The sequence below is a fragment of the Mesorhizobium sp. Ca11 genome, assembly GCF_020165275.1.
Lineage (GTDB): Bacteria > Pseudomonadota > Alphaproteobacteria > Rhizobiales > Rhizobiaceae > Mesorhizobium.
Map to the genome: position 1 here is coordinate 109,666 of NZ_JAIUHU010000007.1, position 17,136 is coordinate 126,801.

The 17,136-nt window shown below is 64.8% G+C and carries 10 protein-coding genes; 2 read left to right on the forward strand and 8 right to left on the reverse strand.

Going from position 1 to position 17,136, the window contains the following annotated elements; all coding sequences use genetic code 11:
* Positions 1-11: 11 nt before the first annotated feature.
* The gene (locus tag LB538_RS14625; protein ID WP_224523528.1) at positions 12-572 is read right to left on the reverse strand and encodes a DUF6931 family protein; all 561 of its coding nucleotides are present in this window, start codon (positions 570-572) and stop codon (positions 12-14) included.
* A gap of 261 nt (positions 573-833) precedes the next feature.
* Between LB538_RS14625 and LB538_RS14630 the strand changes: the two genes are divergently transcribed.
* A complete protein-coding gene (locus LB538_RS14630) occupies positions 834-1,367 on the forward strand; it encodes an OmpA family protein (RefSeq protein ID WP_224523530.1) in 534 nt (177 codons plus the stop codon).
* Between the two features lie 320 nt (positions 1,368-1,687).
* On the opposite strand, the gene LB538_RS14635 is transcribed toward LB538_RS14630, so the two are convergent.
* From LB538_RS14635 to tagH, 7 genes are all read right to left on the reverse strand, one after another.
* Entirely contained in the window at positions 1,688-4,129 is a 2,442-nt protein-coding gene (locus LB538_RS14635; RefSeq protein WP_224523533.1) for a M23 family metallopeptidase, read from the reverse strand.
* Complete coding sequence (locus tag LB538_RS14640; RefSeq protein ID WP_224523535.1) at positions 4,126-4,614, reverse strand: DUF1036 domain-containing protein; 489 nt, start codon at positions 4,612-4,614, stop codon at positions 4,126-4,128. The genes LB538_RS14635 and LB538_RS14640 overlap by 4 nt, the downstream gene beginning before the upstream one ends.
* A gap of 11 nt (positions 4,615-4,625) precedes the next feature.
* Positions 4,626-7,169, reverse strand: coding sequence for a serine/threonine-protein kinase (locus LB538_RS14645; protein WP_224523537.1), 2,544 nt, complete (start codon positions 7,167-7,169; stop codon positions 4,626-4,628).
* Positions 7,166-7,945: a PP2C family protein-serine/threonine phosphatase gene (locus tag LB538_RS14650; protein WP_224523539.1), complete on the reverse strand. Its 780-nt coding sequence runs from the start codon at positions 7,943-7,945 to the stop codon at positions 7,166-7,168. The genes LB538_RS14645 and LB538_RS14650 overlap by 4 nt, the downstream gene beginning before the upstream one ends.
* Positions 7,946-8,062: 117 nt before the next feature.
* A complete protein-coding gene (gene tssM, locus LB538_RS14655; protein WP_224523540.1) occupies positions 8,063-11,590 on the reverse strand; it encodes a type VI secretion system membrane subunit TssM in 3,528 nt (1,175 codons plus the stop codon).
* Complete coding sequence (tssL, locus tag LB538_RS14660; RefSeq protein ID WP_224523542.1) at positions 11,590-13,125, reverse strand: type VI secretion system protein TssL, long form; 1,536 nt, start codon at positions 13,123-13,125, stop codon at positions 11,590-11,592. Before tssL ends, tssM begins: the two co-directional genes overlap by 1 nt.
* A gap of 296 nt (positions 13,126-13,421) precedes the next feature.
* Positions 13,422-14,501 (reverse strand): type VI secretion system-associated FHA domain protein TagH, encoded by a 1,080-nt coding sequence (gene tagH, locus LB538_RS14665; protein ID WP_224523544.1) that lies wholly within the window; start codon positions 14,499-14,501, stop codon positions 13,422-13,424.
* Positions 14,502-14,808: 307 nt separating this feature from the next.
* Between tagH and tssI the strand changes: the two genes are divergently transcribed.
* A complete protein-coding gene (gene tssI / locus LB538_RS14670) occupies positions 14,809-17,133 on the forward strand; it encodes a type VI secretion system tip protein TssI/VgrG (RefSeq protein ID WP_224523546.1) in 2,325 nt (774 codons plus the stop codon).
* The last annotated feature ends 3 nt before the right edge of the window (positions 17,134-17,136 follow it).

Here is a 17,136-nt window from a genome sequence, read left to right on the forward strand (position 1 = left end):
CCTGGAGTTACCTAATACGCGTCGACCGATTGCCGCTGCGCCTCAATCTCCACCATCTGGATGCCCATATCGACGAAGGCCGAAAGCACGCCAAAGCGGTCCGCGGTCGAGACGCGCGCCAGCCCCGCCAGGATCCCGGCATTGACGGCGTGGGCGGCGGGAAATCCAGTCGACAGCATATCGAAGGCCGGGTCGCGCCACGCCGCGGACAGAGCGATCCAGGCAGCCGGCGTCGTCGGCGACGGATCGACGGCGTCGCTCAGCGCCGTTCGATGGCGGGGATTGCCAGGCTCGCAGACCCAGTCATTGACGAGCGCCAGCAATTCGAGGTCCCTATCGGCAAGGAGTTCTGAGAGATGGCTCAGGCATTCGTGCCCCCACCAGACCGCGGCGCGTTCCGGCAGGAGATAGGCACAGAACGTGACAGCCTCCTCCGGCACGCGCCCGGCGAGCAGGGCGCGGCAGAACTCGAGCGGGGATTGATTGGCGGCCGGCGATTTCATGTCCCGGGCGATCGCGGGACAGGCAAGAAAGAGATCCCTTGCGGTTCTGTATCCGAGTTCGTTGGCCATGGCTGCCAAACCCCGAGAGCCAGCTGATAACCACTCAAGCCTTTAGCCGAGAGCCGGTCAAGCCTTAGAGCCGGATGAACCCGTCTCTAAATCAAAGAACTAGAGCATGATGCCGCCCGAAACCGCTTCATATTTTTCGGCATCATGCTCCAGCTTTTAGCAGGTGGCGGCCATCGGCAACGTGCGCTTGTTCACAGACAATCGCTTCAAGATTTGATATGGTGCGCGCCAGCGAAACCCGCTCAAACAGGAGTGACGGTCATGCGGTGGGGCAGCTCAGCCTTGGCATTGGCGACCGTGCTTTTTTCAACGCACGTTTATGCCGATCCGCTACAGAAATCGGAAGACATCGTGAAGTTCTTCGCCGGCCAGGGTAATCTTGGCGCGTCGCGCGGTATCTGCGTCGGCACCGAGGAAGAGTGCAAAAGCAAAGCCGACAAGAACGAGGCGCCCCAAAAGGGCAGCCTCGACATGATGATCAATTTCGCCCTGGATTCGGCCCAGCTCGACCAGACCGCCCGCACGGAGCTGGACGAGTTCGCCAAGGCGCTGAAGGACAATAGGCTGAGCACGTTCAGCTTCGTCGTCGAAGGCCACACCGACGCGACCGGTACGGATCGCTACAACCAGGACCTGTCGCAGCGAAGGGCGCAATCGGTGGCGGCCTTCCTGACGGCGAACGGCGTTCAATCTACCCGCCTCGAGCCGATCGGCCTGGGCAAGTCGCATCCGCGCGTCGCCAATCCCTACGATCCGGTCAACCGCCGGGTGGAAATGCGGATCAGGACGCAATAGGCGGCCGCCCCTGTCTCCAAACGGCTCATGGCGAGACAGCCGGCCCGCCGACCGGCCGGGCTTTGTCTCGGTCAGTTCTTGAGCGCACCGCCTACCGCGATGCCGGTGCCGAAGATCAGCGCCTTGGTGATTTCCGTGAAATCAGCGCAAACGCCGGGAATTGGTTGAAGCCGCCCCAACCTCGTCATTCTATGGTCTGCGCGGCGTCGCTTCGCTCCTTGCTCCGCCATAGAATGACGATCGCGATGGGCGTTTCGGCTAATCTTCAATGCATGCCATCTGCCAACGCAAAGAGAGGTCAAAATCCCTGTGCAGTGCCGTTAGCCGGGCTCCAGCGTATTCTGGATCGAACCTATCAGCGCGGTGATCGCCTGCTTGTATTTTTCGAATTCCGGAGACGTCTGCCGGATTTCGGTCGTGGTCGTCGCCGGCTGGCCTTGGTCGGTCACCACGCGCGGCGCTTTCTGCCCCATTTTCCGCTCGGCCCAGTCCACGACATAACTGGCGGTCTTGCCGGTAAGGAACGGGTTGGCCTGGATGACGGCTGATCCCAGAACCGCGGTCAATTGCGACGAGCCCGGTGCCGCCAGCACCTGATGCGCCCCTTCCATGCCGAGGAAATGGCAAAGATAGAGGCGACCGGCGGTGATCTGGTGGCCGCGGGCGCGCAGATAGGCTTCGCCTTCGCGCGCCAGGTTGCGCACCATCTCGCGCGACAGCGTCGCGTCGTAGCGGAGCGCCAAAAGGTCGGCGGTCGAAAGCGAGCGGGCGAGATCGGGACGATAGGTGTTCATCATGCGGATCCAGGTCTTGGAGATGAACTGGCCGGCGCCGGTCGCGGACGAAAGCGGGTTCTTGGCACGGGCGCTGCCGCCGCTTTCGACGTGCACGATCCGGTCGGTCAGCGTCTCGACGGCGGAATCCCCTGAGCCGCCGGAGCTGACGGAAACGGCGGTGGCGACCGAAGTGACCGTGCCCAGCGGATCGATCGCCACGCCATTCTGATAGAGTTCGAAATGCAGATGCGGGCCGGTCGAAAGCCCTGTTGTGCCGATATAGCCGATGACGTCGCCGGCCTTCACCTTGGTGCCGACCCCGCTGGCGATGGCGAATTTCTGCATATGCGCATAACGCGTCTCGCGGCCGTTGGCATGCGTGATCTTCACCAGATTGCCGTAGCCGCCGCCATCGCCCTGAAAGGAGATCGCGCCGTCGAAGGCGGCCACGATCGGTGTGCCGACCGGAGCCGCCCAGTCGACGCCCTTGTGGATTCGAACCGTGCCGAGGATCGGATGCTTGCGCGGGCCGAAGGTCGAGGTCATCACTCCGGCGACCGGTGTGACCATGCCGTTGGTGACGGTCAGCGATCGCACCTGATCGTCGCCCGTCACGCAGGCATACTGGCCGTCGCTCTGCTGGAAGACGAAACAGTCGAGGCTCTTTTGCGCGCCCTGGACGCCGACATAGAGAACCCGTCCGGAGATTTCGCCCTGGCCGCGCGGCGTCTGCGAATAGATCAGCACCAGGCGCTGGTCCTCGCTGGCAAAGGCGTCGAGGTCCTGCCCCCGCGACAGATACATGATCGCCTCGCCGATGACGCTGGTCGGCACCTTGTTGCGTGCTGCCGTCGAATAGATCGCGTCGAGCAGGCGGTACTGCCGCTTGGGCCCGCCCTGGTCCGAGGCGCCGGAATAGTTGAAGAGGTCCTCGCGAACCCACGGATCCACGCCCGACACGAAGGCGCCGGCCGCATTACGCGTCAGCGTGCCGACATAGACATTCTTGGCGTAGATCGAGACCTGCATCAGCGACATCGTCGTCGTCTCGCGGTTCGGACGGAACCCGCGCATGGCCACCACAAAGCCGGGCTCCAGCCCGTCGCGGTTGAACAGCGTCTTCAGCGCCTCGCCCGCAAGCTTCGCGTCGTCGGCGGAGAAATGCGCGTCGAGCGCCACGCTGTCCAGGCTGCGGTCGTTGAGGATCTTCACGAAGGTATCCTCGGTCGCCTCGAAGCGCTGGTATTCGCTGGCGACGGTCGCCACGGTCGTGTTGTTCTCGACCGCGGTCTTCTTGAAAGCCGGGAGCGCGGCTTCCCCCTGGTCGATGGTCTCGCCCCAGCCGGCCTCGGGATCGTCGGCGTCGGCCTTGGGCGCCGGGCCGGCGTCGCTCTCGTCAGGCGCCGCCTGGAGGTCGTTCTCGAGGTCGCCCTGCGGATCGCCCTGTTGATCGTCTGGCGCCGCGGCCGGAGCGGGCGGTGCCGGTTGCGCGTCGTCGGGCGTCGCCGCCGAAGGCTTGGAAGCGGCCTGCCGCTGGGCCTGGAAGAAGGCGAAATCCTCCTGCGTCGACGGGATCGTCGTCATGAACTTCTCGCTGGCGCTCAGCATCACGTCGGACAGCATCTCGATTTGCGGCGAAGCCCCGGAACTGTCGAGCTCAGCCGGACGCGCGACGGTCTTGCCCTTAGTCGCGGTGTCGGCATCGGGCGCCAGCGTGATCCACATCGGATCGCCGGCGAGATCAATGATCGCCGGCACATAGACCGAGGCATCGGGCGGCACGTCTTCCATGCCCTCGACGGGATGCAGCTCCTCGTCCTCGTCGCCGAACGACCAATAATCCTTGGTCAGGTAGAAGCCGGTGGCCAAAGCGACGACGGCGATCGTTGCGGCCCCTGCAAGGATTCCGCGCCAGAGCTTGCGCCGGCGCTCGGCCAAGCGCGCCAGCTTCTTCTGTTTGAAGCTCGTGTCGATCGAGTGCGTCACGGGCTGCTTCCGGTCAGGAAGTAGGTCCAGCGCACCTGCTCCTGAGTATCGACCTCGACGAAGCGCGCCGCGATATGGCCGCGCTGCCAGCACTCTTCGATGCCACGGATCGAAAAGCGCCGCCGGTCGATGCACATCTCGGTCGATCCGTTGAGGATCGCGTGGCCGAAGACGTCCGTCGCGTAGAGATAGATATAGCGGTTGGTGAGCTCCTCGCGGATGACGTTGACGCACTGGTTGGCGCCGATGGTCCACCAGCCGTCCGTCTGGTCGGCATTGTCGACTTTCTGTCCGACCGCGAGATTGACGACGTCGAGCGTCTGGTTGCAGACGGTGAATTCGGCATGCGCCTTGCCGGGCGAAAGGATCGAGAACAGCGCCGCGCCGAGCAGCGCCGCAAGCGTCATGCGGCTCGGCAATCGGAGCCGGCTACGCTGCTTGCGTGGCGAGGGCTGGTGCAAATAACGCAGGCGGCGAAGGTCCATCGGCGTTCATGCTATCCGCCAAGCCGGAAATAGGTGGCCGTGGCGGAGAACTGCGATCCATCGGCCTCGATCTCCTCGAGGATCCTCGGCAAAAGCTCCGAGGCCGGCGTCGGTCTGGAGAACATGGCAGCCTGGATGTCCTTGGGGCCGGTGATCACCAGCATGATCTGCGGCACCGCCTTGCCGGCTGCTTTGTCCGCGGCAGCGAGACCGATCGGGATGTTGAAGGTCACCTTGTCGGTCTGCGGCACCATGCGGTCGTCGAGATTGAAGGCGATGCCCTTGTGGTCGATCAGCATGATGTTCGAGACAAGCCCGCCGCCCGTATACAGCGCGCCGCTGACCGGCGATCCGTCCGGGACCGATGTCCGGTCGAGGACAAGCTGTGGCTTTGCAGCCGAGCTTCGGTCGAGGAAGCGAAGGAAGGTGGGCACGCCGCACTGCGGCGGGGTGATCAGGCGCACGCTGATGTCCGGCTCGACGTGAAACCTGGACTGGAAATCATTGAGCAATTGTTCGAAGGGCTGCACCGCCGTTGCGTATCCCTCGATCGTCGGGGTGGCGCCAGGTCCGGAAGTGACGTTCGCGTAAAAACAGCTGCCGCCGCTGAAATCACGCACCCAGGAGCGCTGGTCGTTCCACTTGATCATGTCGTCTTCCGCTGAAGGAAGCGCCGGCTTGGGCACATTGATGGCAACGTCGGTGTTGTCGGGCTGCTTGGCCGCCGGTGTCTGCGCTTGCTGCGCTGGTTGTGCCGGCGCGATCGGCGTTTCCGGCTGACTAGGTGTTGGGGTCTGCGCCTTCGGCTCGGCCGGCGGAGGCGTCGGCTGCGTCGATGCCTGGCTTTGCGAAGCTGGAGGTGGGGAAGCCGCCGGCTTGGGCAACTTGGAAAGCATCTCCACGAGCTCTTTTACGCTCGGCTTGGCCGCCGGCGGATTTGCCTCTTGCGCCGGCTTGTTCTCAGCCGCCTGGCTCGGTTCCGGCGTCTTGGCCGCCGGCTTGCCTGCACGCTGCACCGGCTTCTGGCTTTCGGCGACCGCTGGCGCGGGAGCCGGTGCAGGCGTCGGCGATTGCGCCGCCGGCGGTCGCGCCGGTTTGGTCTCGACCTGTGGGAGATGCGGTTGGCTGTTGGCCTCGCTCTCCGGCTGAATGGCAGGCGGGGCCGGCTTCTCGGCAGGCGCCTTGGCCTCCGCATCGGGTTGGACAGGCGGCTTCGCCGTCTCGATGGTGGCGGCGCCGTCAGGCTTCGGCGCCTGCGGCTGAGCCGCGGCCGGTGCCTGCGTCTGAGGTTTCAGCGCCTCCGGTGGCTGCGCCTCGGCCACCGGCTTGGCGGCTTCGGCGACCGGCTTCGGCGTCAGTGGCTTGGGTGTTACCGTTGCCGGCGGGGGCGCCAGGACACCGCTGAAATAAACGCCGCCCCCAACCAGCACAGCGAGAGCCGCGACCCCGCCGGCAATGGCGGGCATGCGCGAAGTCTTTTTGGGTGCGGCCGGTGCGGGCGCTCTGGCCGGGGCGGCTGCCGGCGCGGGCCGTGGCTCCGACAGATATGCGGGACGCACATGCTCAACGAAGCGGGGCTCGCCGGGAGACGCCGGCGGCTGCGGTGTGGAATCGGGCAGCGCCGTCCAACCGGCGCGCGGCAGGCCGGAGCGTTCGCGTGCCCCAAACGACACCGGCGGCGGCAATGTCGCCTCGAGATCCTCGCCGCGCGAGGCCCTGGCAATCTCGGCCATGCTGGCCGGCCGGTCGCGCGGATCCGGCTGCAGCATGGCTTCGATCAGCTCGCGGAAATCGGGATCAATATCCGAGAGGTCCGGCACGGCCCGGCGCTTTTCGATGACCTCATATTGCGACCCGCTCATGTCGAGCGGCTTTCCGCGCAGCGCCGCCGCCAGCACCAGGCCGAGGCTGTAGATATCGGATTGCTCACTGACCTCGCCTCCATAGAGGCCGAGCTGTTCGGGCGAGACGTAATTGTATTTGCCGGCGAACTTTCCGCCGATCAGCGTTTCTCCGCCGACGGTGGCCGAACGGGCGATGCCGAAATCGATGATCTTGGCGCGCTCCACCCGACCGCCAGGCAGGATGATGTTGTCCGGCGAGAGGTCGCGGTGGACAGCGCCTGCCTGGTGCACCGCGGCGAGCCCCGAGGCGAGGCGATGGCAAAGCCGGCGCACATCATCCCCCGGCATCGGCCCGCGGCGCATGACGTCGAACAGCGACTGGCCGTCCACGAACTCCATCGCAAGATAGGGACGGCCGATCCCCGGATCGATGGTGAAGACGTGGTAGCGCACCACCGCGTCATGCGACAGATGGTTGAGGATCGATGCTTCCTTGCGGAACAGCGACAGGATCGTCTGGTCGCGGGCGAATTCGGGCAGCACGATCTTGATCGCCACATGGTCGCCGGTCTGGATGTTGTGGCCGCGATAGACTTCGCCCATGCCGCCGGAGGCGATCCTCTCGTCGAGTTCGTAGATGCCGCTGAGCTGCGTGCCGACACCCGTGTAGGTGACGTTCGTCGACAGCCGTGTCTTGTCGTCGTCGCTCATCCGGCCAGCCCCTCCGCTGCGGACCGATCCGAATGGTGCGCGCCGCTCTGCCCGTCGCCGATCTTCACGAGCACGATAGTCACATTGTCGGTTCCGCCGCGCGCCAGCACGGTTTTCAAGAGGTTCTCGCATGCCGCCCGCGGCGTGGCGGATCTGACCGCGGCCTCGATCTCGGCGTCGCTGACATGCGCGGTCAATCCGTCGGTGCCCAGAACGAAGACATCGCCCGCCATCAGCTCGCCCTGCTGGAAATCGATCTCGAGCTCGTCGCTGACGCCGATCGCATGCGTGATCACGTTGCGGCGCGGCCAGACGCGCGCTTCCTCGGCGCTAATCATGCCGCGGTCGAGCAATTCCTGCACCTCGGTGTGATCCTTGGAAACCTGGAAGATCGAGCCGTTGCGGACGAGATAGATGCGGCTGTCGCCGGCCCACAGGCAGGCGAAGCGCCCATCCATGGCAAGCAGGGCCGCGAAAGTGGAGCCGATGGTGATGCCGCGCGAGCGCGATATGTTGCGGATCTCGGCATTGGCGCGGCTGAGCCTGTCCTCGAAGCGGGCACGAAGATCCGGCGCCGAGCTCGCAATTCCGATCGTCGCCAGATGGTCGACGATGCTGGCCGAGGCGACTTCGCCGGCCTCATGGCCGCCCATGCCGTCGGCCACCACCCAGAGCCCCGTCTGCGGTTCGATGAGGTAATTGTCTTCGTTGTGGTCGCGCACGCAGCCCTTGTGGCTCACGCCGAAGCTTTCGATGGGGAGGGCGACAGTGCTCAATTTGCCACCAAGCGCTTCTTGAGCGTCCTCTGTGACCAGCCACGGGCCGCGTGCTCACGCCACTCTGCCACAAGCGTGTACATTAGAGTATCGAAATGAAGCTTCGCGCCCGCCATCTCAGAACGCCTTCGGACAGCTGAAGCCGGACAAGGCCGGCAGCAGCAACGGATTGGCGCCCGAGCCGGCCTGGATGGTGTAGGCGACATCGCGTCCGCCGATCACGAAGCGCGCTTCGGTGTTGGCGCCGTCGCCGGTGATGGTCGCCTTGTCGAACAACCGCTTCAACGCCCATGGTCCTTCGAACTTCAGCACCGACTCGCGGCCGGGCATTTCCGGCACGAGGCTGAGACTCGCCGATCCGGAAGCGGCGCCGCTTGGCCATGTCACGATGCTCGGCGCGTTGCCGGCCTGGGCGCTCTGGACCGTCTGCCCGTCGACGTCGAGTAAAGCGCTGTCGACTTCGCTGTTCAATGAGGTGGGCGTTATGGTGATCGACACCGAAGGCACCGAGCCACCGGAAGGGAAAAAGGCGCCGCGGATTTCCGCCGCCGACTGGAACGCCTTCAAGGTCGACTTGGCCAGGTCGCGGCTGGAACGGGCGTCCTGCTTCCAAGTCCACTCCTGGCCGGTCATGTCGATCAGCGGCGCGAGGTTCTGCGCGAAGAAGCGGTCCATCAGGCCGCCCGGCGCGAACAGCTTGGTGAAATCCGCCATCGAGATCTCGTCGGTGCCGTCGCGTGTGAAGGGATAGCGGCCGTTGACTGCCTCCTCGCAGACGCGCGTCACCGTCTGGTCGAGCGTCTGGTTGAGGTTGGCTACGGAGGCCTCGGCGACATTGCCTTCGAGCTCGTCCGCCGCCGCGTTGACCATGCGCGCCAGCGGCTTGGGCAGGCGCGAGACATTGGCCCGTAGCGTCGAGATCTGCAGCTGCAAATTGGCGTTGATGCGTTCGGTCTGTGTGGGGACATCGGCCGCGAGCCTCAGGCTCTGGAAAATGTCGTGGAAGTTCTGCGTCAGCGCATCAAGCGGCCGGCGCCCGGCGGCCCCGCCGACCAGCGCCTGGAACGAACGGAACTGCACCTCGATGCTAGCGCCGGCATTCTGTGCAACGGCCGAGCTTGCGCCGGCGCGGCTCTGCGACTTGCCGCCGGCGATCTGCAGGCCGATGCGGGCCAGTCCCTTGGCCATGCTAGCCGGATCCTGCTGCGCCGTGCCGATATCGCCGTCGGCGCCGCTATCCTTCGTCAATGCGGTTTCATCGGCAATCGCGGTGAAGAGCTGGTCGAGCGGCGAGTCCGGCGCGGCGAGGGCGGAGAGCGCCAGATATTGCGGCTTGTCCTTCAGCATCGCCTTGAGCTTCAACTGGTCGAGCACGCCGTTCCAGGCTGCGGCGAATTCCTTGCCGTAGCGGTCGATGAGCTCGGGACCGAGCCTGGGCAGGTCCTGGTCGATGCCGCCCTGTTCGCCGCCGCCGCCGAGCACCCATTGGTCGTCGACGAGCATCTGCGCGATGCGCGAGAGCTGCGGCAGGAAGAAGCGATTGAACCCGGCGCGCGTGTAAAGACCGGGGACCTGAAGATCGGCGAGCTCGCTGCCATCCGTGCGCTCGAACAACAGCTGCGCTTCCGGACCGGCTTTCGCGGCGATGGAGAAATCCTGCAGCTTTGCTGCGTAGACCGCCGACTTGATCTGCGCCGAAGCGCGGTCGGCGAGGCTCATGCGTCCGAGCGAGCGCTGCGCGGCCTCGATCAGCGGCTGGTTGAGCGCAAAGGTTGGATCGTAGGCGTCGTCGAGCGCAAGCATCGCGCGCAGATGCTTTTCGAGCTGCGCGCGGCCTTCGCGGTTGTTCTCGCCGGGGTAGCGGTTCTCCTCCCAGTCCTGCTTCATCCAGGAAACGATCAGCTCGTCGTCGACCTTCGGCGCCTTGCCGCCCAGCATCAGGTAGATCTTGAGCGGCTCGTAGAGCGCGATCGGATCGGCCATCCTGGCCTGGATCGTCCGTTCCGCCTGCACCAGCAGCCGCGAGCGGAAGGTCCGCTCCAGCGCCTGCCGGTAAGCCGTCTTCGAGGCCGACAGCAGCCGCTCGCGCTGGCTGAGCCCGAACGTCTCCTCGATCGGCTTTCCCTGGTCGCTATTTTCGAACCCGGCCGGCAGGTTGCGCAGCTGGTCGAGCGGACCGATGACGTTTTCGAGGTCGACATCGGTCACCGTGGTGCTCTTGAGCAGGCTATCGGCGCTGTCGCGATAATGCGCCATGGCTTGGCGTGTGGAAGCGATCAGCGCCTTGTTGGCGAAGAAGCTGAGGCCAAGCATGCCGAGCGCCGCGAACGCCGCCAGCGCGATTGCGGCCAGGCCGCCGAACCTGGCGAGCTTCGCGCGCCGCTCGGCCGCCCGGTCGAAGGACACCCAGCCCGATTCCGGGAAGATCACATTGGCCAGCAGGTCGTGCAGGAAGAAGCTCTTGCCGGCGCCGGAAAGATGCATCTGCGAGGCACTGCCGAAACTGCGGCCGATCGCGCCCAACACCTGGTCGAAGGGCGTCCCTTCCTGCGTGCCGGACGAGAAATAGAGCCCGCGCAGGCTGACATTGACCTGCGACCTCGATGTGTCGAACAGGCTGCCGACAAACTGCGTTATCCGGTTCTTCAGCGTGCCGAACTGGGCCGGGAAGCCGAACAGCGCGATCCGCGCCACCGGGTCTGGCTCTTCTTGCAAGCGATCGGCGACTTCTTCGGCGAGCCGCTTCGCCAGTTCGTCGAAGGCTGCGGGCGCCTCGCCGGCCATGTTTTTGGTGCGGTCGGCGGTCTGGAACGTCGCCCCCCATACCTTGCGCCTGCGCGCCTCGTCGAAATCGCCGAAATAATCCATGAAGCCGCAGATGAGATCGGCCTTGGTGAAGAGCAGATAGACAGGGAACTGGACCTTCAGCGTCTCGTGCAGTTCGCGCAGGCGGCTCCTGATCTCGGTGACATGCGCGTCGAGCTGCCGGTCGTCGAAGCCGATCAGGTCGGCAAGGCTGATGGCGAGGATCACGCCGTTGATCGGTTGCCTGGTGCGGTGCTTCTTGAGCAATCCCAGGAAGGCGAGCCAGCTTGCCTTGTCGCGCTCGCGGTCCGATTCCTGCGTCGTATAGCGGCCGGCCGTGTCGATCAGCACCGCCTCGTCGGTGAACCACCAGTCGCAGGATCGCGTGCCGCCGACGCCAGCCAGCGGCTGCGCGCTGCCGGAGCCGGCAAGCGGGAACTTCAGTCCGGAATTGACCAGCGCCGTCGTCTTGCCGGCGCCTGGCGGGCCGATGATGATGTACCAGGGGACGTCATAGAGGAAATCGCGCTTGCCGCTCGTCCGCTTCAGCGTCGCGATGGCTTCGCTCATGCGCGCTTCAAGCACCTGTGAATCGTCGTTGCGCTCATCGCCGCGCACGATGGCCGTTTCGAGCGCCTTTTGCGCCTTGCGCCGCCGCCAGAAGCGGACCCCGTAGAACAGCGCAAGCACCGCAACGGTGACGCCGATGATGGTGGCCCTGAGCCACACAGGTCCAAGCGGGCGCGTATCGGCGAAGCGGATCAGCGGCCCGGCATACCAGACCGCCGCCGAGAAACCGGCAAGCGCGGCCAAGCTGAAGATACGCAGCATCCAGCGCATCAGTCGCCGTTCTCCGCCGCCGCGCTCGTCTGCAAGGTCTCCTGTTTCGGGATCATCACATCGACGCGGCGGTTCTTGGCGCGGCCTTCCGCAGTGCCATTGTCGGCGATCGGTTCATCCTCGCCCCTGCCGTCGGCGGTCAGCCGCGACGGGTCCTTCAACTGCTTGGCCATCATCGCCTGGACGGCCTTGGCCCGGGCAACGGAAAGATCGAAATTCGATTTGAACGTGCTCGATTTCTTCGGTTTCACATTGTCGGTGTGGCCGATGATATTGATGGGCCCCGGTTCAGCATCGAGCGCCGTGGCGATGTCGGCGGCGACAGGCTGGAACTGCGGCTTCAGCTCCGCCTGGCCGGGCGCAAACAAAAGCTGGTTATTGATCTCGACGACGATGAACTCGCCCTTCTCGCCGACGCTCAGTCCGCCGCCGGCGATCTCCTTGGCAAGTGCGGCGCGGATGCGGTCGATCTGGGTGGTGTCCGGAACCGCGGGCGGCGGCGGGCTGGCTAGCACCGGCTCAGTGGGCGCCGCCACGCTGGCGCGCTCGATGGTGACGGGCGTCGACGGGTTGAGCGCCAGCAATTCGCCGGCGGTCGCGTCGCCTTCGTCGGTGATCAGCACCCGCAGTCCGAAGAAGGCCGCTGTCACCAGCGTCGCCGCGGCGGCCGCTGCCGCCCAGAGCGGCAGCCGCGCCCTTGGCTTCGGCAGCGCCGCCGCCATGCCTTGCCAGCGTGGCGAGATGTCATCATTGGCGCGCGGCTTGAGGTAGCGCAGCGTGTCGTAGACGTCGCGCCGGACGCGTTCGAGCATGTTTCGTTCGCCCGTCAGCCCCCGATACTGGCCTTCGAAGCCCAGCGACAGGCAGGCATGCATCAATTCGAGCAGGTCGTAATGCGCTTCCGGCCTCGCGAGAATCTTGTTCAACGCTTCGTAGAAGCCCGTGCCTGTCGGCTGGGTGTGGAAGAACCGCGACGCCAAGCTGTGCTGAAGCCAGCTGTCCTTGTTCGGCCAGGGCAAATTGCCGACGAGGTCGTCGGCGGTTTCGCAAAGGGCGAATTTCGCGATGCGCGCGTCTTCCTCGGCAACGCCGGCTTTGGCGATCGCGCGGTCGAAGGTCTCGATCGCGTCGGCGATACGCTCCGCCAAGGGTGCGGCTTGCCGTTCGACCGGCATCAGCCGCAATTGGCCGAAGAGCATCAGCAGCGGCGCCGCCGCGGCAAGGATCGGATTTGTCGCGGCATATCGCACGCCCTCGGCGGCGGCGAGCAGGGCGTCCTGCGGCAGCCCCGGCGTCGCATTGTCCACCGCTCCCGGGGCAGGCCCCTGAAACAGCACGGTTCCGGACGACCAACCGGTTGGCATATGTCGGCCGCCGCCGGGGTCGAACATTGTCGCCTCGCGGCGAGGCGATGGAGCAGGACGTGCGCCTTCCGGACCGGATCTCTCGGGAGCCGCAAGCGGCTTCTGCTTCGGCCGCGGCGCGCGGATGACGGTTCTATCCGCCGGCCTGGAAGGATCGTCCTTTGAGCTCATCGGCGACGACCCGCCGTCGAATTGCAATGAGCAGGTTTTTGCCCGGGGAAACGCGTATCAGGCTGAACCTCAGCGGCGGGCCGCACGGAAAGGCTCATCTCGCCGAAACATGACATTGCTGCACACGCCCCAAGCCACGCCGCTTTGCCCGCCGGGCAAGCGTCCCTGGGCATTCTAGTCGCCCGGATACCCAATTGAAACGGCCCGTCGATTGAAATCGGAGAGCAAGATGCTCGAAGAGGCGGCTTCTTCTATGAGACCCGTCACATACGGTTGGCGAGGTGTGTGCCGTGCGGCTATTTCTGCTTGTCGGCCTTGGCGTAGGCTTCGGCGAAATAGGCGAGGAAGACATCCAGCATGCCGTTCTCGTGCTTGTCTTCCATCGTCCGCCAGGTCGCGACAAGCGCATCCCAGGCCTGACTCTTCCTGGACGAGAAGGAAGCCGGCGGGATCTTCCTGGCGATCGCCTCCGGCGATAGGTCGTCAAGCAGCCTGGACAGCGCGGCCTGCATGGCGGCATAGGTCGCGAGCTCATGGGTCTTCAGATCGCGGAACGCATCCTCGACGCTGCGCCTGGCATCGAGATAGCCGGCCCTGCGCCTGGCGAACATGATCTCCAATATGTCGTCGGTGCCCGGCACGAATTTCAGCGGGTTGTTGTCCTCGGCGCCGATCATCGTGCGGTGCGCGCTCTTGGCGAGCACCTTTGCCGCCGCGCGCGCCTTGAGCAGCAGGGATAGCTGCTCGACCGTGGTCCTCAGCACGGAGCCGATCTCGGCCGCGACATGGTGCGGGTCGCGCGACTGCAGCAATTCAGGCGCGATGCCCGCCGCCCTGGCAATCTCCCGCAGCATCGCGTCCGCTTCCGCCGGCCGATTGGCCGGGGCCGCCGGACCGGGCTGCAGGGCCGACGATCTGGAGACTGGCGCCGTCCCGGTCGGGCGCTGTTCCGCCGGACTGAAGAACGGCTCATGGCTGGGAACCGGCGGGCCGCCGGGCGAGGGCGGCAGCTCGCGCTGCGTCGATCCCGTCCTGGTCTGCGGATGTCCGGTCGCGGCCCGTTCGTCTTCGATTGAAACGCCGACGACATAGCGGCCGATCAGCAGCCGGTCGCCCTGGGCCAGCCGATGCGGTCCGCTCATGCGCTGGCTGGACCCGTTGACGAAAGTGCCGTTGCGCGAGACATCGTAGAGCCAGAACGAACCCGCCTGGTAGCGGACCTCGCAGTGCCGGCCCGAAATGACCTTGTCCGGGTCCGACAACGTCCAATCGCAATTCTCTCGGCCGATCTCGAAACTGCGGTCGCGGGCGGCATAGCTGGCGGCGGTGCCGGCCGGCAGCCTGTCGACATTGCTGATCTGGAGCGAGATGAACATCCGGAAGCGTCGCCCAACTTGGTCAACAAAATGCTTATTTTCCGCGCAATTCCAGGCGGAAACGCCAACGCAGCTTTCCTGGAATTGCCTTGGCATTCTAGCAGCTTGCGAGCGTGGCGGGAGAGCTGCGTTTCACACCGGCGCACGGGCGGTTTAGCCACAGCTGTTATTTGGCCGCCGCCAAACATGTGCTAGGCTGAAAGCGGTCCGGTGCGGTGGGCGTGAAAAGTTCCCGAACGTGATGCGGTTAACATAGCGGGGGCTTCAATCCATCATACTGGCGGCCGCGTCCAGGAGGGGCACGACCATGCCGAACGAACGCGCCACGGTTGTGCAGACGCCGGCTGGCGCCGACCTGACCTTCACCCATCTCATCGGCCGCGATGAGATCAGCCGCTGTTTTGCCTACACGGTCGGCTTCGTCTCGAAGAACCGCGACATCGACCCGTTGAAGATGCTGGGCGGCGTCGTTTCGGTCGAGGGCGAATCCGATCCGAAGCGCTGGTTCAGCGGCCTCGTGTCGGATTTCAAACTGACCCGCATCGAGGACCGCCTGGCCTTCTACGAGGCGACCGTCAGGCCATGGCCCTGGTTTCTCGGCAACACCACCGACTGCCGCATCTTCCAGAACATGACGGCGGTGGAGATCGTCGAGAAGATATTCTCGAAATACGGCATCGCCAAATTCGAGAAGCGGCTGCAGGGGTCCTATCCCCAGCGCGAATATTGCGTTCAGTACGACGAGAGCGATCTCGATTTCGTGCAGCGGCTGCTCGAGCACGAAGGCATCTTCTATTTCTTCGAGCATGACGAGGGCAAGCACACGCTCATCCTCTGCGATGCGATGAGCAAGCTGAAGCCGGCGCCCGGTTACGAGAAGGTGCTTTACAATTTCGAGGGCCAGGCCTCGCGGCGCGATGTCGAATACATCACCGAGTGGATTCCGGGCAGCGCGGTGCGGCCGGGCGCCTATGCCCACACCGACTATGATTTCGAGAAGCCCGGCGCCGACCTGATGGCGAAGTCCGCCCAGCCTTTCGCCCACAAGGAGGCTTCGGGTGAGAACTATCGCCAGCCCGGCGCGCATCTCGATGTCGGGCGCGGCGACAAGATCGCCGGGATCCGCCGCGAGGAGCTTCAGGCCGTGCACCAGCACAGCACGGCAGTTGGCACCGTGCGCGGCCTTTTTTCCGGCTGCAAGTTCACGCTGGAGAGCTTTCCGCGCGACGACCAGAACCAGGACTATCTGGTGGTCAGCGCCGAATACCGGCTGTTCGACCCGGGCTACCGGACGCAGAACGAGGCCCACAGCGAGAATTTCAAGGTGGTGCTCGGCGTGGCACCGACCAAACTGCCCTATCGCCCGGCGCGCATCACGCCGCGGCCGATCATGCGCGGCCCGCAGACCGCGACCGTCGTCGGCCCTTCGGGCGAGGAGATCTTCACCGACAAATATGCGCGGGTGAAAGTGCAGTTCCATTGGGACCGGCTCGGCAAGAAGGACCAGAACTCTTCCTGTTTCGTGCGCGTCTCGCAGACCTGGGCGGGCAGCAACTGGGGCTTCATCCAGATCCCGCGCATCGGCCAGGAGGTCATCGTCGATTTCATCGAAGGCGATCCGGACCTGCCGATCATCACCGGCCGCGTCTACAACGCCTCGCAGATGCCGCCCTACGGGCTGCCCGGCAACGCCACGCAATCCGGCTGGAAGTCGAATTCCTCGAAAGGAGGCGGCGGCTACAACGAGCTGATGTTCGAGGACAAGGCGGGCTCCGAGCTGGTCAACTTCCAGGCCCAGAAGGATCACCACCTGCTGATCAAGCACGACCGCAACAAGACGGTCCAGCACGACCAGTCCGACCGCATCGACCATGACGCCAAACACTCCGTTGGCCACAACCTCGACGAGGACGTCGGCAACAACAAGACGGTCAAGATCGGCGTCGACCAGACGACCAACATCGGCAGCAACGACACTGAGACGGTGGGCAAGAACAGGTCGCTGACGGTGATGGCCAACGAGACCATCCACGTCGTGGCGAACTCGACCGAGAACATCGACGCCAACCATTCGCAGACAGTGGGGCTGAACCAAACGGTCACAGTGGGTGTCGCGCGCGTGGATACGGTGGGGGCCGCCGAGGCGAGGACCGTAGGTGCGTCTCAGACCAATACGATCGGGGCGTCAAGGAGCGTGACGGTGGGAACTGGGCAGAGCCACAGTATCGGGGCAGGTGACAGTTGGAACATCGGGGCCGATCAGGGGGTGCAGATCGGTGGCGCCCAGACAGTGAAGATCGCGAAGGACCAGAGTGGCGATATCGGCGGCGCTCGCTCGACCAAGGTCGCCAAGGATGATGCGACAGATGTCGGCGGTGCGAGTTCCGTAAAGGTTGCCAAGAGCAGTTCCCTAGAGGTTGGCGACGATGGATTGATCAACGTCGGAAAGGAACTCATCATCGAGGCCGGCAATTCGATTATCATAAAGACCGGCTCGGCGGCGATCGCCATGAAGAAGGATGGCACGATCACGATCGAAGGCAAAGACATCACGATCAAGGGATCGGGCAAGATCAACGTCAAGGCATCGAGCGACATCACCATGAAGGGCTCCAAGATCAATCAGAACTGAGGT